This window comes from Streptomyces sp. NEAU-W12 (assembly GCF_026242095.1).
Taxonomy (GTDB): Bacteria; Actinomycetota; Actinomycetes; order Streptomycetales; family Streptomycetaceae; genus Streptomyces.
On record NZ_JAPJDM010000014.1, the window covers coordinates 78,467 to 94,178 of the forward strand.

A 15,712-nucleotide genomic window follows, 5' to 3' on the forward strand; every position below is an offset into this window, starting at 1 on the left:
CGTTCCCGCTCGGCGGCCGCTCCCCCCGCCGGGCGTCCCCCTCGGTCCCGGTCCTCGTCCGCGGGCCGGCGAAGGTGCGCCCCACCCCGCGTCCCCCGGTCCGCCGCACGGCAGATGACCAGCGGCGACACGTCCGACGGCCGATATCTCGAAAAAGCGGTTGATCGGACGGCGGGCCGTTTCCTAAGGTGGTGGCATTCCGGAAAGGAGGTGGTTCGGCAGATGTACGCATACCGGACGGAAGAGGTGGCTGCGGGCCAGTAGCCCGTCGCCGTACTCGGTTCGGCGCCGGACCAGCGTGTGTGTGATGCACGCGACCGGCCCAATCCAACGCAGTCGCCCGACCCGCGAGTCGCCGGTACGTCCGGCCGGCCCCTCCTCTGGAGGACCAGGCTCGCGGGTCGTCTGCGTTTCCGTGTGCTTCCGGGGACCCGGGCTCAGGCCCGGTCGGCCATGTCCGCGTAGCCCTCGATCTCGTGCGGGTCGCGGCTGCCGGGGCCCGTGTAGCGGGCGGAGGGGCGGACCAGGCGGCCGGTGCGCTTCTGCTCGAGGATGTGGGCCGACCAGCCCGCGGTACGGGCACAGGTGAACATCGAGGTGAACATGGGGGCCGGCACCTCGGCGAAGTCCAGGACGATGGCGGCCCAGAACTCGACGTTGGTGGCCAGGACGCGGTCGGGACGGCGGGCGTGGAGCTCGGCCAGGGCGGCCTTCTCCAGCGCCTCGGCGACCTCGAAGCGCGGGGCACCGAGCTCGCGGGCGGTGCGGCGCAGCACGCGGGCGCGGGGGTCCTCGGCGCGGTAGACGCGGTGGCCGAAGCCCATGAGGCGTTCGCCCCGGTCGAGCGCCCCCTTCACGTACGCCTCGGCGTCTCCGGTGCGTTCGATCTCCTCGATCATGCCGAGGACGCGCGAGGGCGCGCCGCCGTGCAGGGGGCCCGACATGGCGCCGACGGCGCCCGAGAGGGCCGCGGCCACGTCCGCGCCGGTGGAGGCGATGACGCGGGCCGTGAAGGTGGAGGCGTTCATGCCGTGCTCGGCGGCGGAGGTCCAGTACGCGTCGACGGCGGCGACGTGCTTGGGGTCGGGTTCGCCGCGCCAGCGGATCATGAAGCGTTCGACGACGGACCGCGCCTTGTCTATCTCGCTCTGCGGGACCATGGGCAGGCCCTGGCCGCGCGCGGACTGGGCGACGTAGGACAGGGCCATGACGGCGGCGCGCGCGAGATCGTCGCGGGCCTGCCCGGCATCGATGTCGAGCAGCGGTTTCAGGCCCCAGACCGGTGCCAGCATGGCGAGCGCGGACTGGACGTCGACGCGGACGTCACCGGAGTGGACGGGGATCGGGAAGGGCTCGGCGGGCGGCAGACCGGGGTTGAAGGCGCCGTCGACGAGAAGGCCCCAGACGTTCCCGAAGGAGACGTGCCCGACCAGGTTCTCGATGTCGACGCCCCGGTACCGGAGTGCGCCGCCCTCCTTGTCCGGTTCGGCGATCTCCGTTTCGAACGCGACGACTCCTTCGAGCCCGGGTACGAAGTCGGACATCAGGCGGCTCCTCATGATGGGGGGGGACGGCGGACGGCCGTGTGGGTGGGACGGCCACGCGCCGGCCGGTCGGTGAGCCGGCCGGCCGGTGACCGGTCGGCCGGTTGGGGCGAGTGCGCGTCCGGGGGATCCGCGGTCGTCGTCGCGAGGACTCGCGGTCCGGGACGTCACCCCTGTGATGCCCGGCCGGCGGCCACCCAACCGGAGCAGTTGCCCAGCAACGATAACCCTGAGTGCCAGTTTTGGGGAGTGTTTGCGGCACTCAGTGCCACTGAATTCCGGGCGGCCCTCCAGGCGCGCCCGTCCCCCGGCCCCTGCTGCACGGACCTGCGGACTCCGTGCCCACGGGATCCGCTCATGCGGCAGGATGACCACGTGACCGCCCGAGACTCCGCTCCCTTCGATCCCGCCTCGATGCGCAAGCAGTACCGGGCCGAGGGGCTTTCCGAGGCCGACCTGGCCGCCACCCCCGTCGAGCAGTTCGCGCGCTGGTTCAAGCAGGCGGCGACGGACGGCGGCCTGTTCGAGCCGAACGCGATGGTCGTGTCCACGGCGGACGCGCGGGGCCGGCCCAGCTCCCGCACGGTGCTGCTGAAGCACTTCGACGAGCAGGGGTTCGTGTTCTACACGAACTACGACTCCCGCAAGGGGCGCGAGCTGACCGTCAACCCGTACGTCTCGCTGCTGTTCCCGTGGCATCCGATGGCCCGGCAGGTCATCGTCACCGGCGCCGCGCGGCGCACCGGCCGGGACGAGACGGCCGCCTACTTCCGCACCCGCCCGCACGGCTCGCAGCTCGGCGCGTGGGCGAGCGGCCAGTCGTCGGTGCTGGCCGACCGTACGGACCTGGACGCGACGTACGCGGAGCTGGCGGCCCGCCACCCGGAGGGCGAGCAGGTGCCGGTCCCGCCGCACTGGGGCGGTTTCCGGGTGGTCCCGCAGGCGGTCGAGTTCTGGCAGGGCCGCGAGAACCGCCTCCACGACCGCCTGCGCTACACGGCCCGGCCGGACGGCGGCTGGAAGGTGGAGCGGCTGAGCCCGTGAGCGCGCAGGCAGAGCCGCGGACCGCCGTGCGGCCCCGGACCGGCCGGCCCCGGCCGCGGTGCCTCGCCCCGGTGACTCAGCCCAGCACCTCGTCCAGCAGTGCCGCCCACTGCCGCACCACCCGCTCGCGCCGGGCCGCGTCGTCGGTGAGGAGGGTGGCCAGGCCCAGGCCGCGGGCCATGTCGAGGAGGCCCTGGACGGTCTCGCGGACACCGGGGCGGGTCTCGTCGGCGGCGAGGAGGTCCACGGCGACGCGGTGGCTCTCACGCCCGATGCGGGACTCCAGCTCGGTCACGCGGGGCCGCAGCTGCTCCTCGTTGGAGGCGGCGACCCACAGGTGGAGGGCGGCGCGGAACAGGGGCCCGGTGTAGAGGTCGACCAGCGCGGTGACCACCGCGCGGCGGTCACCCGCGGTCGTGCCGTCGGGGAAGAGGGCCCGCAGGGCGGTGGAGCGTTCCTCGGCGACGTACTCGACGGCGGCCGTGAAAAGGTCCTCGCGGGTCGGGAAGTGGTGCTGGGCCGCGCCCCGGGAGACACCCGCGCGTTCGGCGACGACGAGGACCGTGGAGCCCGCCCAGCCGTGTTCGGCGAGGCAGGCCACGGCGGCTTCCAGGAGCCGCTGCCGGGTGACCCGGCTGCGGTCCTGCTTGGGAACGCGCTCGGCACGGTCGCTGCGGCCGGTCGTGCTCACACCGCCCATTGCGGGTCCCGTCGTTCGAGGAAGGCCGTCATCCCCTCCCGTGCGGTGGCGGAGGCGAAGAGGCGGGCCGAGAGCGCCGTCAGGTCGGCGGCGTCCCGGTCGAAGGTCTCCAGCACCCTAGCCGTGAGCAGCCGCTTCGTCTCGGCCAGGGCCTCGGGTGCGGCCCGGCGCAGGCCGTCGAGGACCGGGGCGAGGACCTGGTCGACGTCCTCGCCGCACACGGTGAGCAGGCCGGCGCGGACGGCTTCGGCGGCGTCGAAGCGCTCCCCGGTGAGGTAGTAGCGGGCCAGCGCGCGCGGGTCGGCGCGGGGCAGCAGCGGCAGGGAGACCACGGCCGGGGCGACCCCGATGCGGACCTCGGTGAAGGCGAACGTGGCCGTGTCCGAGGCGGTGGCGACGTCGCAGGCGCCGAGCAGGCCGAGGCCGCCCGCGCGGACGTGCCCGGTGACCCGCGCGACGACCGGTTTCGGGAGTTCGACGATGTGCCGCAGGAGGCCGGTCAGCGCCTGGGGGGTCGGTGGGTCGCGCAGGTCGGCGCCCGCGCTGAAGGTGTTCCCGGTGTGCGTGAGCACGACCGCGCGGACGTCGCCGTCCCGGCCGGCGTCGGTGAGCGCGTCGGCCAGTTCCCCGACGAGGGCGGCGGACAGGGCGTTGCGGCGCTCGGGGGCGTCGAGGCTGAGGGTCTCGACGCCCCGCGCGCGCGTGCGGGCGACCAGGGTCACGAGGGCTCCTCGGACCGCGCCCTCAGTGCGCGGCGCAGGATCTTCCCGGAGGCCGCCCGGGGGACGGCGTCGATGAAGGTGACGTGGCGGACCCGCTTGTACGGGGCGACGTGTTCGGCGACGTACGCCATGACCTCGCTCCGGGAGAGCCCGGGGGCGGACGGCCGGCGGACGACGTGGGCGTGCGGGACCTCGTTGCCGTCGTCGTCGTGGAGGCCGACGACGGCGGCGTCGGCGATGCCGGGGTGGGTCAGGAGCAGCGCCTCGAGTTCGGCGGGGGCGACCTGGAAGCCCTTGTACTTGATGAGCTCCTTGACCCGGTCGACGACGAACAGCCAGCCGTCCTCGTCGGTGTGGCCGACGTCGCCGGTGTGCAGCCAGCCGTCCTCGTCGATGATCGCGGCGGTGGCGTCGGGACGGCCGAGGTAGCCCTTCATGACCTGGGGGCCGCGGATGAGGATCTCGCCGGACTCTCCGGGGCCGAGGTCCTTGGCCGGGTCGTCGAGGGCGACGATGCGCATCTCGGTGCCGGCGACGAGCTTGCCGACGGTGCCGGGCGGCGCGTCGTCCATGGCGTCCAGGGGGACGACGTGGGTGCCCGGCGACAGTTCCGTCATGCCGTACGCCTGGCCGACGGGCGGCAGGCCGAGCCGCTGCGAGCAGGCGGCGGCGAGGCTCGCGTCCAGGGGTGCGGCGGCGCTGACGACGTGCTTCAGGGAGCTGAGGTCGTACGCGGCGACCAGGGGGTGCTTGGCGAGGGCCAGGACGATGGGCGGGGCCACGTACAGGGCGGTGATGCGGTGGTTCTGGACGGCCGCCAGGAACGTCTCCAGGTCGAAGCGCGGCAGGACGACGACGGTGGCACCCTGGCGCAGGGGGGCGTTCATCAGGGCCGTCAGACCGTAGATGTGGAAGAACGGCAGCACGGCGAGGACGCGGTCGCCGGGGCCGGCGGTGATCAGCGGTTCGAGCTGGGCGAGGTTGGTGGCGATCTGGCGGTGCGTGAGCATCACGCCCTTGGGGGTGCCGGTGGTGCCGGAGGAGTACGGCAGGACGGCGACGTCCTCGGCGGGGTCGATGGCGACCTGCGGCTCGGGGGCGGCGGAGGCCAGCATGTCGATCAGGGAGCGGTGGCCGGGCGCGCTGTCGCAGACGAGGATCTCCTCGACGCCGCCCGCGAGTTCGGCCGCCCTGCGCGCGGTCGGGAGCAGCGGGGACACGGTGACGATCCAGCGGGCCGAGGAGTCCGCCAGTTGCCTGCCGAACTCCTCGGCGGTGGCGAGCGGGTGGATGGTGGTGACCGAGGCGCCCGCGCGGGTGGCCGCGTAGAAGGCGAGCGGGAAGGCGACCGTGTTGGGGCTGTGCAGGGCGAGCACGTCGCCCTTGCGCACGCCCGCCTCGGCGAGGGCGGCGGCCACACGCCGGTGGAACCGGTCGACCTGCTCGTACGTGAGGGTGGTGCCGTCGGTGCCGTCGATCAGTGCCGGGGTGCTCCCGAACTCGGCGGCGCGCGCCAACACCGCGTCATGGATGGGGAGTGCGACGGGTGGAACGTCTGCGTACTCGCTGCGGAACATGGTTCCTCCAAGACGGACTAGTACGACTTGGGCAGGCCCAGGGTCTGGTGGGAGACGTAGTTCAGGATCATCTCCCGGCTCACCGGGGCGATCCGGGACACCCGCGCGGCGGTCACCAGCGAGGCGAGGCCGAACTCGCGCGTCAGGCCGTTCCCGCCGAGGGTGTGCACGGCCTGGTCGACGGCCTTCACACAGGCCTCGGCGGCGGCGTACTTGGCCATGTTGGCGGCCTCGCCCGCGCCCGTGTCGTCGCCGGTGTCGTGGAGCAGAGCAGCCTTCTGCATCATCAGGCGGGCGAGTTCGAGGTCGATGTGCGCCTGGGCGAGGGGGTGGGCGACGGCCTGGTGGGCGCCGATGGGGGCGTCCCACACGGTGCGCTCACGCGCGTACTCGACGGCCCTGGCGAGGGCGTGGCGTCCCATGCCGATCGCGAAGGCGGCCGTCATGATCCGCTCGGGGTTGAGCCCGGCGAACAGCTGCAGCAGGCCCGCGTCCTCATCGCCCACGAGCGCGTCGGCGGGCAGCCGTACGTCGTCGAGGACCAGCTCGAACTGCTTCTCGGCGGCACTGAGTTCCATGTCGATCTGCCGGCGCTCGAAGCCCTCGGCGTCGCGCGGGACGATGAACAGGCAGGGCTTGATCCGGCCGGTGCGGCCCTTCTCGGCGGACACGGTTTCGGTGCGGCCGACGACGAGGGTGGCGTCGGCGACGTCGACGCAGGAGACGAACACCTTGCGGCCGGTGAGCAGCCAGTCGCCGGTGCCGGGGTCGCGGCGCGCGGTGGTCGTGATGCGGTGCGCGTTGGAACCGGCGTCGGGCTCGGTGATGCCGAACGCCATGGTGCGGGTGCCGTCGGCGAGGCCCGGCAGCCACTCCCGCTTCTGTGCCTCGGTGCCGAAGCGGGCGATGACCGTGCCGCAGATGGCGGGCGAGACGACCAGCAGCAGGAGCGGGCAGCCGGCGGCGCCGAGCTCTTCGAGGACGAGGGAGAGTTCCGCGATGCCGCCGCCTCCGCCTCCGTACTCCTCGGGGAGGCTGACGCCGAGGTAGCCGAGCTCGGCCGCCTCCGACCAGAGTTCGGCGGGGTGGTTGCCTTCGGCGACGGTGCGGGTGAGGTAGGCGCGGCCGTAGCGGTTGCCGAGGGCGGCGACGGCCGCGCGGAGGGCCTTGTGCTCTTCGGATTCGATGACGGGCATGAGCGCTCCTGGGGGAGGGGCTTCGCGTCGTGTGGAGGGTGCGGGTGATCTGTGGTTCCTCGCGTGGTTCGCGCCCCTGGGGCCTGTGGCGGAAGGGGCGTCGCCGCCCGGAGGACGGCCGCGCGACGTCATGGGGTCCCCCCTGCTCGAGCGAGCCCGAGAGCTCGGGGCAGGGTGCTCCCGGCGTGCCGCCCGGAAGTTCCCGTACCGGGCGCACCCGGGCTTCCGGGCGGTGCGGGTGCGCCGGGGGTGCGTGCCGGGCGTCGCACGGCAGGTGCCCCTTTCGCCGCAGTCCCTAGCCGGGCTGCACCACCGCCAACAACGTGCCGGGCTCCACCTGCTGTCCCGTGACGGCGTGCAGGGCGCTCACCGTCCCCGTGGCCGGGGCCGTGATCCTGTGCTGCATCTTCATCGCCTCCAGCCAGAGCAGAGGTTCACCGGCCTGGACGAAGGCGCCGACGGCCAGCCCCTCCGCGACCCGGACGACGGTGCCCGGCATGGGGGCCAGCAGGGAGCCCGGGGTGTGCTGGGCGGCGGGGTCGGGGAAGCGGGGCAGGGCGGTCAGGGCGGTGCCGTTGACGTACACCCGGTCGCCGTAGCGACTGACCTCGAAGCGGCGTCGGACGCCGTCGGCCTCGAGGACGACGAGGCCGGCGTCGGCGTGCACCACCCGCGCCCCGTCCACCGCGAGCCCGTCCCGCGTGTGCCGGTAACGCGCCTCGCGCTCCTCGCCCGCCACGGCGTACCGCTTGACCTGCGGTTGCGAGGGCAGGTTGCGCCAGCCGCCGAACCGGGAGCGGCCGTGGGCGTCGGCGAGGGCGGCGGCGAGCGGGGCGCGGGGGTCGGGGGCGGGTTCGGTCAGTGCTGTCAGGTGGCGGTCGTAGAAGCCGGTGTCCATGCGGCCGTCGGTGAACTCCGGGTGCCGCAGGGAGCGGACGAGCAGGTCCCGGTTGGTGACGGGGCCGTGGATCGCCGCCCGTTCCAGGGCGGACGCCAGTTTGCGGACCGCCTCCGCGCGGGTGGGCGCGTGGGCGACGGCCTTGGCGATCATCGGGTCGTAGTGGACGCCGATGTCGTCGCCGTCGGTGAACCCGGTGTCCAGGCGGATCCCGCCGGGGACGGCGAGGCGGTGCAGGCGGCCGGTCTGCGGCGCCCAGTCGTGGGCGGGGTCCTCGGCGTACAGGCGGGCCTCCACGGCGTGTCCGCGCGCGGGGGGCGGGTCGTTCTCGAGGGCGTGGCCCTCGGCGACGCGGATCTGTTCGGCGACCAGGTCGAGGCCGAACACGGCCTCCGTGACCGGGTGTTCCACCTGGAGCCGGGTGTTCATCTCCAGGAAGTGCGCCCGGTCGCCGGCGACGAGGAACTCGACGGTCCCGGCGCCGGTGTAGCCCACCGTGCGGGCGGCGCGTACGGCGAGGGTGTGGAGTTCCGCGGTGAGTTCCTCGGTCAGGCCGGGTGCCGGGGCTTCCTCGATCACCTTCTGGTGGCGGCGCTGCAGGGAGCAGTCCCGGGTGCCCAGCGCCCACACCGTGCCGTGCGTGTCGGCGAGGACCTGCACCTCCACATGGCGCCCGCCCTCCACATAGGGCTCGACGAACACCTCGCCGTCGCCGAAGGCGCTCGCGGCCTCCGCGCGCGCGGCGGCCAGTTCGGCGTCCAGGCCGGCGAGGCTCCGTACGACGCGCATCCCGCGCCCGCCGCCGCCCGCGGCCGCCTTCACCAGGACCGGCAGGTCGGCCTCGGTGACCTCGCGCAGGGGCGCGATGCCCATGAGTTCCCTGGCGCGCGTCTTGGAGGCCATCGCCTCGATCGCCTCGGGGGGCGGCCCGATCCACACCAGGCCGGCGTCGCGTACGGCGCGCGCGAAGCCGGCGTTCTCGGAGAGGAAGCCGTAGCCGGGGTGCACGGCGTCCGCGCCGGCCGCGAGCGCGGCCTTCACGATCAGGTCGCCGCGCAGATACGTGTCGGCGGGCGCCGCCCCCACGAGGCGTACGGCCTCGTCCGCCACACGCGCGTGCAGCGCGTTCGCGTCGGCGTCCGAGTGCACGGCCACCGTCCGGATGCCGAGTTCGCCGCAGGTGCGGGCGATCCGGCAGGCGATCTCGCCCCGGTTGGCGACGAGGACAGTACTGATCACCATGAGCTCCTCACATCCGGAAGACGCCGAAGCCACCGCGCACGCCCTCGTAGGGCGCCGTGTGGACGGCCGACAGGCACAGGCCGAGGACGGTGCGGGTGTCGCGCGGGTCGATGACGCCGTCGTCGTACAGCCGCCCCGACAGGAACACGGGCAGCGACTCGGACTCGATCTGCTGCTCGACCATGGCGCGCAGTGCCGCGTCCGCCTCGTCGTCGTACGGCCGGCCCTTCGCCGCCGCGGACTGCCGGGCGACGATGGACAGCACCCCGGCGAGCTGCTGCGGGCCCATGACGGCGGACTTGGCGCCGGGCCAGGCGAACAGGAACCGCGGGTCGTACGCCCGCCCGCACATGCCGTAGTGCCCGGCACCGTACGAGGCGCCCATGAGCACCGACAGGTGGGGGACCCTCGAGTTGGCGACCGCGTTGATCATCATGGCGCCGTGTTTGATGATCCCGCCCTGCTCGTACTCCCTGCCGACCATGTAGCCGGTGGTGTTGTGCAGGAAGACCAGCGGGATGTCGCGCTGGTTGGCGAGCTGGATGAACTGGGCGGCCTTCTGCGACTCCTCGCTGAACAACACCCCCCGGGCGTTCGCGAGGATGCCGACCGGGTAGCCGTGCAGGGCGGCCCAGCCGGTGGTGAGGCTGGTCCCGTAGAGCGGTTTGAACGCGTCGAAGTCGGAGCCGTCGACGATCCGCGCGATCACCTCGCACGGGTCGAAGGGGCTCCTCAGGTCGCCGGGCACGACGCCCAGGAGCTCGTCCTGGTCGTACCTGGGGGGCTCGGCCGGCCCCGGGTCGGGGTACGCCTTGCGGTGGTTCAGGCGGGCCACGACCCGCCGGGCCCGGCGCAGGGCGTCCGGTTCGTCGACGGCGAAGTAGTCGGCGAGGCCCGACACCCGCGCGTGCATCCCGGCGCCGCCCAGGGACTCGTCGTCGCTCTCCTCCCCGGTGGCCATCTTCACCAGCGGCGGGCCTCCGAGGAACACCTTCGCCCGCTCCTTGACCATGATCACGTGGTCGGACATGCCGGGGACGTACGCGCCTCCGGCGGTGGAGTTGCCGAAGACGACGGCGACGGTCGGGATGCCGGCCGCCGACAGTCTGGTGAGGTCGCGGAAGATCGCGCCGCCCGGGATGAAGATCTCCTTCTGCGAGGGCAGGTCGGCACCGCCGGACTCCACCAGGCTGATGCACGGCAGCCGGTTGGCGAGCGCGATGTCGTTGGCCCGCAGGGCCTTCTTCAGGCTCCACGGGTTGCTGGCGCCGCCGCGCACCGTCGGGTCGTTGGCCGTGATCAGGCACTCCACGCCCTCGACGACCCCGATCCCGGCGACCAGGGACGCGCCGACCGCGTACTCGCTGCCCCAGGCGGCCAGCGGGGACAGTTCCAGGAACGGGGTGTCGGGGTCGAGGAGCAGTTCGACGCGTTCGCGGGCGAGGAGCTTGCCGCGCGCGCGGTGCCGGTCGACGTACTTCCCGCCGCCGCCCGCGAGGGCCTTGGCGTGTTCGGCGTCGAGTGCGGCGAGCTTGCCGAGCATGGCCTCGCGGTGGGCCCGGTAGTCGGGGCCCGCCGTGTCCAGGGCGGATGCGAGGACGGTCACAGGAGGGCCTCCGGGATGTCCAGGTGGCGGGAGCGCAGCCATTCGCCGAGCGCCTTGGCCTGCGGGTCGAAACGGGCCTGCGCGGCGACGCCCTCGCCGAGGAGGGACTCGACGACGAAGTTCAGGGCGCGCAGGCGGGGCAGGACGTGCCGGGTGACGGGCAGGTCGGCGGCCTCGGGGATCAGCTCGCGCAGCCGCTCGACGGTCAGCTCGTGCGCGAGCCACCGCCAGGCGTCGTCGCTCCTGACCCAGACCCCGACGTTGGCGTTGCCGCCCTTGTCCCCGCTGCGGGCACCGGCGACCAGGCCGAGGGGGGCGCGCCGGGCCGGCCCGGGTGCCAGCGGCCGGGGCGGTTCCGGTTCCGGTACGTCCGCGAGGACGGCGGTGTCGTGGGGCGGGCCCACCGGGACGCGGCGGCCGTCGTGGAGGACGGCCACGTGGCCGACGGAACCCTGGGGGACGTACACGTCCTCGAAGACCCCGTAGGGGGCGCCCTTTCCCGGTGGCGCCAGCACGTGGAATCCGGGGTAGCCGGCCAGCGCCAGCTCGACGGCGGCCCCGCTGAACGCCCGCCCGACCGCCTCCTGCGCCGGGTCCCGCACGACGAGCCGCAGCAGGGCGCTCGCGGTCTCCTCGGTGTCCGCGTCGGGCCGGTCGGTCCGTACGAGCTCCCAGCGCACCTCGGCCGGCGACGACGTGGCGAGCGCGCCGGCCATCTGCTCCTTCACGAGGTCCGCCTTGGCCTCGACGTCGAGCCCGGTGAGGACGAACACGACCTCGTTGCGGAATCCGCCGAGCCGGCTCCGCCCGACCTTGAGCGTGGGCGGCGGCGCCTCTCCGCGCACGCCGTCGATCCGTACCCGGTCGGGCCCGTCCCGGCCGATCCGCACGCTGTCGAGCCGGGCGGTGACGTCCGGCCCGGCGTACCGGGCGCCGCCGGTCTCGTAGAGCAGCTGCGCGGTGACGGTGCCGACGTCGACGAAGCCGCCGGTGCCGGGGTGCTTGGTGATGACGCTGCTGCCGTCCTCGTGCACCTCGGCGAGCGGGAAGCCGGGCCGCCGGAGGTCACCGGGGGGCCGCTCGTGGAAGAAGGCGTAGTTGCCGCCGGTGGCCTGGGGCCCGCACTCCAGCACGTGTCCGGCGACGACGGCCCCCGCGAGCCGGTCGTGATCGGTCGGCGCCCAGCCGAAGTGCGCGGCGGCCGGGCCGGTGACCAGGGCGGCGTCGGTGACCCGCCCGGTCACGACGACGTCGGCGCCCTCGCGCAGGCAGGCCGCGATGCCGAAGCCGCCGAGGTAGGCGTGGGCGGCGAGGCTCCCCGGATGGGCGGCGGTGAGGTCGTCGCCCTCGACGTGCGCGACCCGCACCGGGACGCCGAGCCGCCCGGCCAGCTCCCGTACGGCACCGGCGAGCCCCGCCGGGTTGAGTCCGCCGGCGTTGGCGACGATCCTCACCCCCCGCTCGTGGGCGAGGCCGAGGCACTCCTCCAGCTGCCGCAGGAAGGTGCGGGCGTACCCGGCGGAGGGGTCCTTGAGCCGGTCGCGGGCGAGGATGAGCATGGTCAGCTCGGCGAGGTAGTCGCCGGTGAGGACGTCGAGCTCACCGCCGGTGAGCATCTCGCGCAGGGCGTCGAAGCGGTCCCCGTAGAAGCCGGAGGCGTTGCCGATGCGCAGGTCCGCCGTCACGGGGTGTGCCCCTGGCCGCCCCTGCCCTCCTCCTTCGGCGGGCGTCCGCCCCCCGGCGGCCCGGCGAAGGCCTGGGCGATGCCGAGCCAGCGGTCGGCGTCGGGCCCGTCGGCGGTGAGGGCGAGGTCGGCGCGGTGGGCGCGCCGGGTGACCAGGAGGCAGAAGTCGAGCGCGGGCCCGGTGACCCGCTGCGGGGCGTCCTCGGGCCCGTAGGCCCACAGCTCGCCTCCCGGCGCGAGGAGTTCGACGCGGAAGGGATCGGTGGGCGGGGTGAGGCCGTGCACTCCGTAGGCGAAGTCCCGGGTCCGCACCCCGAGCCGGGCCACATGCCTCAGCCGGTCGGTGGGGGGCCGCGGCACACCGGTCGCGTCCGCGATGTCGAGCCCGTGGGCCCAGGTCTCCATGAGCCGGGCCGTCGCCATGGAGGCCGCCGACATGGGGGGTCCGTACCAGGGGAAGCGTGCCCCGGGCGGGGCCGACCGCAGCCCGTTCTCCAGCGCCGCGCGCCCCTTGCGCCACCGCGCGAGCAACTCGGCGGGCGCGAGCCGGGCGTATTCCTCGGCACCCTCGTCGACGAAGGTGTGCGGGGCGGCGAGCGCCTGCTCGACCAGCGCCCGGAACCCGTCCCCGTCCGTGACGGCGAGCAGCGCCGAGTGGTCGGTCCAGGCGAGGTGCGCGACCTGATGAGCGACGCTCCACCCGGCGGCGGGCGTCGCCAGCCCCCACCCCTCGGGGCCGAGCCGGGCCACGAGCCGGTCGGCCTCCTCGCTCTCCTCATGCAGATCGTCGATCACGGACGACGGATCGGACACGATGGCGCTCCCCTCGGGGCACGACGGTGTGCGGCGCGGTCGCGTGGAGCATGGCAGCGGACCGGGAAACAAGCAAGCGTGCTTGCATGAATGGGTGCGGCCGCTCTCCCCGCGCCGTGTGCGCGGGGATCGCTACGGCCCGGGTGCGCGGGGACCGCTACGGCCCGGGTGCGAAGACCGCGTCGGTGAGGTCGCGTTCCAGGGTGGCCCCCTGGAAGCCGTAGGTGCGGATCGAGGGGATCTTCAGGATCAGGCAGAAGCGTTCGGTGGAGGAGACGGCGTCCGCTATCCGGCGGTACGAGTGGTGGAGGAAGTATGCGGCGGCGTGGTTGGTGACGGCGCTCTGCCCGCAGATGAGGATGACGGGACGGGACCCTCCCGGAGCGGTGAACTTCGCGAGCAGCGCGTACCCCTGGTTCTCGCGGTCCCAGTGGTAGGACTCACCGCCCGCCTCGATGGCCAGCGGATGGTCCGGATGGGTGTAGGGATGGAACGTGACGCCGGGGAGGCTGTGGGCGAGATGGCCCGCGCTCCGCACGTTCGAGCCGAGCGGGCCCCCTATGCAGAACTCCGGCTTGTTCCCGTTGCTGCCCCGGAAGTCGTCGCTGCGGACGATCTCGACCTCGCACTCCAGACTGTGGCTGAGGACGGCTGCCTCGATCATCGCCTGCACGTCGTGGTGATGGGTGGTGCCCGGAGCGCCGTACTTGTTGTTCATCACGATCAGGCAGGTGTCGCCGGGGCGGGCGCCGACGACGCGCATCCGCGCCCGGAGGTCCCGGCTGTGTCTGCCGCGCTGCCACAGCCACACCGCCAGGCCGCTCAGACAGCTGGCCAGCAGCCCCAGCACGACATCGCCGATCGCCCCGGCCAGCATGATGCTCTCCCGTCCCCCCGGCAACTGCCCCGTGCCTACCCGGGTGTGCCGCCCCCCACCCCTGCCGGCGCCCTTCTTCTCTCACCGGGACCGTCGTCGGCCGCCGCGGTCGCCGCGGTCGCACAGCGGGCCGAACAGGGAGGCCGCCGCGGCCTGCCAGGTGTGGCTCTCCGCGAGTTGCTCGCGCAGGTAGGCGGCGGGTTTGCGGTTCGACCAGCGGGTGAAGGGCCGGCCGAGCCTGGCGGGGCGGGTGGTGGCCGTCTGGATGACGAAGTCCTCGTCGTGAGTGCCGAGCAGGCGGGGATGCCTGGAGGCGCGGCGCGTACGACGGGATGACGGGCCCGGCGCCGGCACGGCACGAGGAGGGCACCAGCCGCAGATCCACCTCTGTGGCTGGGGATCCTCCCCGCAGGCGTGGGGAGCTGCCCATGTGGCCCTTGCGCGAACCGCCGCTCCCCCGCCGCCAAGTGCCGGTCAGTACGCGGTGGGCCAGCCGCCGCTCCACTTCAGCAGGTTGAGGCCGAGCTTGGGAGCACCGCCGTCCCTGCCGTCGTAGTAGTGGTAGACGAGCAGGTCCTTGCCACCGTCGGACATGATGTCCTGCCCGCCGGGGCCGATCACGGATCCGTGCGACGCCATGACCACGGTGCCGCCGTCCTTGTTCATCGCGACGCCGTTGCGGTCGTAGTACGGCCCGGTGGGCTTGGTGGCCCGGCCGACCTTGATCTTGTACGTGGAGGTGGTACCGCTGCAGCAGGCGTCGTACGAGGCGAAGAGGTAGTAGTACCCGTTCCGCTTGACCACGGTCGGGCCCTCCACCGCCCTCGGCGCCGTGGAGCGCGAGGCGAGCGAGTGGCGGGTGGTGTCCCCCGCGTACTGCTTCCCGGTCTTCGGGTCGAGGCGGATCATCTTGATCCCGCTCCAGTGGGAGCCGAAGGCCAGCCACCACTTGCCGTCGCCGTCGACGAACAGGTCGGGGTCGATGGCGTTGTAGTCGCTGGTGGACGTGGAGGAGTGGACGATGCCCTGGTCCTTCCAGCTGCCCGGTTTGCCGGTCGTGGAGGTGGCCAGGCCGATGGCCGAGGTGTTGGAATGGAACTTGGAGACCGAGTAGTACATCAGGTACCGGCCGCCGTGATAGGAGAGGTCGGGTGCCCACGGATCGTTCTCGGTCGAGTAGCGCGACCACCAACGGGGCGGCGTGGAGAAGGCGTTGCCGTTGCGGCTGAAAGCGACACGGTCGGTGGAGGTGCGGACCTCCAGGTAGCCGTGGGTGGAATGGAGCAGGTAGCGCCCGTCGGGTGCCCGCAGCAGGGTCGGGTCGTGGACGACGACGTCGCCGGTGACCCTCCCGGGGCCGGGGTAGGCGGACGCGCTCGACGGCGCCGCCTCGGCCTTCGGCTGCGCGTCCTCTCCGAACACCCCGAAAGCCGTGCCGTAGACCATGGCTCCCGCGGCGGCCAGCGCCAGCGGGATCCCGGACAGCAGGGCCGTCCTCCTTCTGCGGTGCCGCGCCTTGCCGTGGCTGTGCCGCTCAGTCATGCGTGTTTCCCAATCTGTACGTGCGGTGGGGGGTGCCCGTGGGGCACGGGCTGCTCAACAGTTGCCGCAGGGTCGGCCATGGTTGCCGTCCTGCCGAAGTATTTGCCTCCAGCCGCTGCCCCTGGGCACCAGAAGACGGTCAGTCCCCGGCTGCCCGGCGCGCACCTCCCGCCGGTTCGGGTGATCAGAGGCACCCGGAGCGGGCAGTCGGTGGTCGGTCGAGCTGCTGAAACTCTGCGACGGTGTCCGATCGGTGGACGAGACAGG

At 73.5% G+C, this 15,712-nt stretch carries 12 protein-coding genes and 1 pseudogene; 1 reads left to right on the forward strand and 12 read right to left on the reverse strand.

Features of this window, described 5'->3' with window-relative positions; translation table 11 throughout:
* Positions 1-437 precede the first annotated feature (437 nt).
* Complete coding sequence (locus ORI94_RS19140; RefSeq protein ID WP_266077153.1) at positions 438-1,544, reverse strand: citrate synthase 2; 1,107 nt, start codon at positions 1,542-1,544, stop codon at positions 438-440.
* Positions 1,545-1,919: 375 nt separating this feature from the next.
* Here ORI94_RS19140 and pdxH point away from each other — a divergent pair, with 375 nt between their 5' ends.
* Complete coding sequence (pdxH, locus tag ORI94_RS19145; RefSeq protein WP_416237848.1) at positions 1,920-2,588, forward strand: pyridoxamine 5'-phosphate oxidase; 669 nt, start codon at positions 1,920-1,922, stop codon at positions 2,586-2,588.
* A gap of 76 nt (positions 2,589-2,664) precedes the next feature.
* Here pdxH and ORI94_RS19150 read toward each other — a convergent pair whose 3' ends face one another.
* The 11 genes and pseudogenes from ORI94_RS19150 to ORI94_RS19200 all read right to left on the reverse strand — a co-directional run bounded on the left by ORI94_RS19150 (position 2,665) and on the right by ORI94_RS19200 (position 15,445).
* On the reverse strand, positions 2,665-3,288 hold the full coding sequence (locus ORI94_RS19150; RefSeq protein WP_266077157.1) for a TetR/AcrR family transcriptional regulator: 624 nt from the start codon (positions 3,286-3,288) through the stop codon (positions 2,665-2,667).
* A complete protein-coding gene (locus ORI94_RS19155; RefSeq protein ID WP_266077159.1) occupies positions 3,276-4,010 on the reverse strand; it encodes an enoyl-CoA hydratase family protein in 735 nt (244 codons plus the stop codon). Before ORI94_RS19155 ends, ORI94_RS19150 begins: the two co-directional genes overlap by 13 nt.
* Complete coding sequence (locus tag ORI94_RS19160; RefSeq protein ID WP_266077161.1) at positions 4,007-5,587, reverse strand: 4-coumarate--CoA ligase family protein; 1,581 nt, start codon at positions 5,585-5,587, stop codon at positions 4,007-4,009. Before ORI94_RS19160 ends, ORI94_RS19155 begins: the two co-directional genes overlap by 4 nt.
* A gap of 17 nt (positions 5,588-5,604) precedes the next feature.
* On the reverse strand, positions 5,605-6,783 hold the full coding sequence (locus ORI94_RS19165; RefSeq protein ID WP_266077163.1) for an acyl-CoA dehydrogenase family protein: 1,179 nt from the start codon (positions 6,781-6,783) through the stop codon (positions 5,605-5,607).
* A 295-nt stretch (positions 6,784-7,078) separates the two neighbouring features.
* Positions 7,079-8,920, reverse strand: a complete 1,842-nt coding sequence (locus ORI94_RS19170; RefSeq protein WP_323056072.1) for an acetyl/propionyl/methylcrotonyl-CoA carboxylase subunit alpha — start codon at positions 8,918-8,920, stop codon at positions 7,079-7,081.
* A 10-nt stretch (positions 8,921-8,930) separates the two neighbouring features.
* Positions 8,931-10,529, reverse strand: coding sequence for an acyl-CoA carboxylase subunit beta (locus ORI94_RS19175; protein WP_266077167.1), 1,599 nt, complete (start codon positions 10,527-10,529; stop codon positions 8,931-8,933).
* A complete protein-coding gene (locus ORI94_RS19180) occupies positions 10,526-12,214 on the reverse strand; it encodes an acyclic terpene utilization AtuA family protein (protein ID WP_266077169.1) in 1,689 nt (562 codons plus the stop codon). Before ORI94_RS19180 ends, ORI94_RS19175 begins: the two co-directional genes overlap by 4 nt.
* Positions 12,211-13,026 carry a TIGR03084 family metal-binding protein gene (locus ORI94_RS19185; RefSeq protein ID WP_266077171.1) on the reverse strand — a complete coding sequence of 272 codons (816 nt, stop codon included), beginning with the start codon at positions 13,024-13,026 and terminating at the stop codon, positions 12,211-12,213. The genes ORI94_RS19180 and ORI94_RS19185 overlap by 4 nt, the downstream gene beginning before the upstream one ends.
* A gap of 157 nt (positions 13,027-13,183) precedes the next feature.
* Positions 13,184-13,903, reverse strand: a complete 720-nt coding sequence (locus ORI94_RS19190; RefSeq protein WP_266077172.1) for a hypothetical protein — start codon at positions 13,901-13,903, stop codon at positions 13,184-13,186.
* A gap of 180 nt (positions 13,904-14,083) precedes the next feature.
* Positions 14,084-14,218: pseudogene (locus ORI94_RS19195) on the reverse strand (IS630 family transposase); the annotation flags it as partial.
* Between the two features lie 159 nt (positions 14,219-14,377).
* A complete protein-coding gene (locus ORI94_RS19200) occupies positions 14,378-15,445 on the reverse strand; it encodes an arabinan endo-1,5-alpha-L-arabinosidase (protein WP_266077173.1) in 1,068 nt (355 codons plus the stop codon).
* Positions 15,446-15,712 lie beyond the last annotated feature (267 nt).

Bases quoted from the DNA above. Each gene is read 5' to 3' on its own strand.
- ORI94_RS19140 (WP_266077153.1), bottom strand. From the start codon at position 1,544: ATGTCCGACTTCGTACCCGGGCTCGAAGGAGTCGTCGCGTTCGAAACG.
- ORI94_RS19150 (WP_266077157.1), bottom strand. From the start codon at position 3,288: ATGGGCGGTGTGAGCACGACCGGCCGCAGCGACCGTGCCGAGCGCGTT.
- ORI94_RS19160 (WP_266077161.1), bottom strand. From the start codon at position 5,587: ATGTTCCGCAGCGAGTACGCAGACGTTCCACCCGTCGCACTCCCCATC.
- ORI94_RS19165 (WP_266077163.1), bottom strand. From the start codon at position 6,783: ATGCCCGTCATCGAATCCGAAGAGCACAAGGCCCTCCGCGCGGCCGTC.
- ORI94_RS19190 (WP_266077172.1), bottom strand. From the start codon at position 13,903: ATGCTGGCCGGGGCGATCGGCGATGTCGTGCTGGGGCTGCTGGCCAGC.
- ORI94_RS19200 (WP_266077173.1), bottom strand. From the start codon at position 15,445: ATGACTGAGCGGCACAGCCACGGCAAGGCGCGGCACCGCAGAAGGAGG.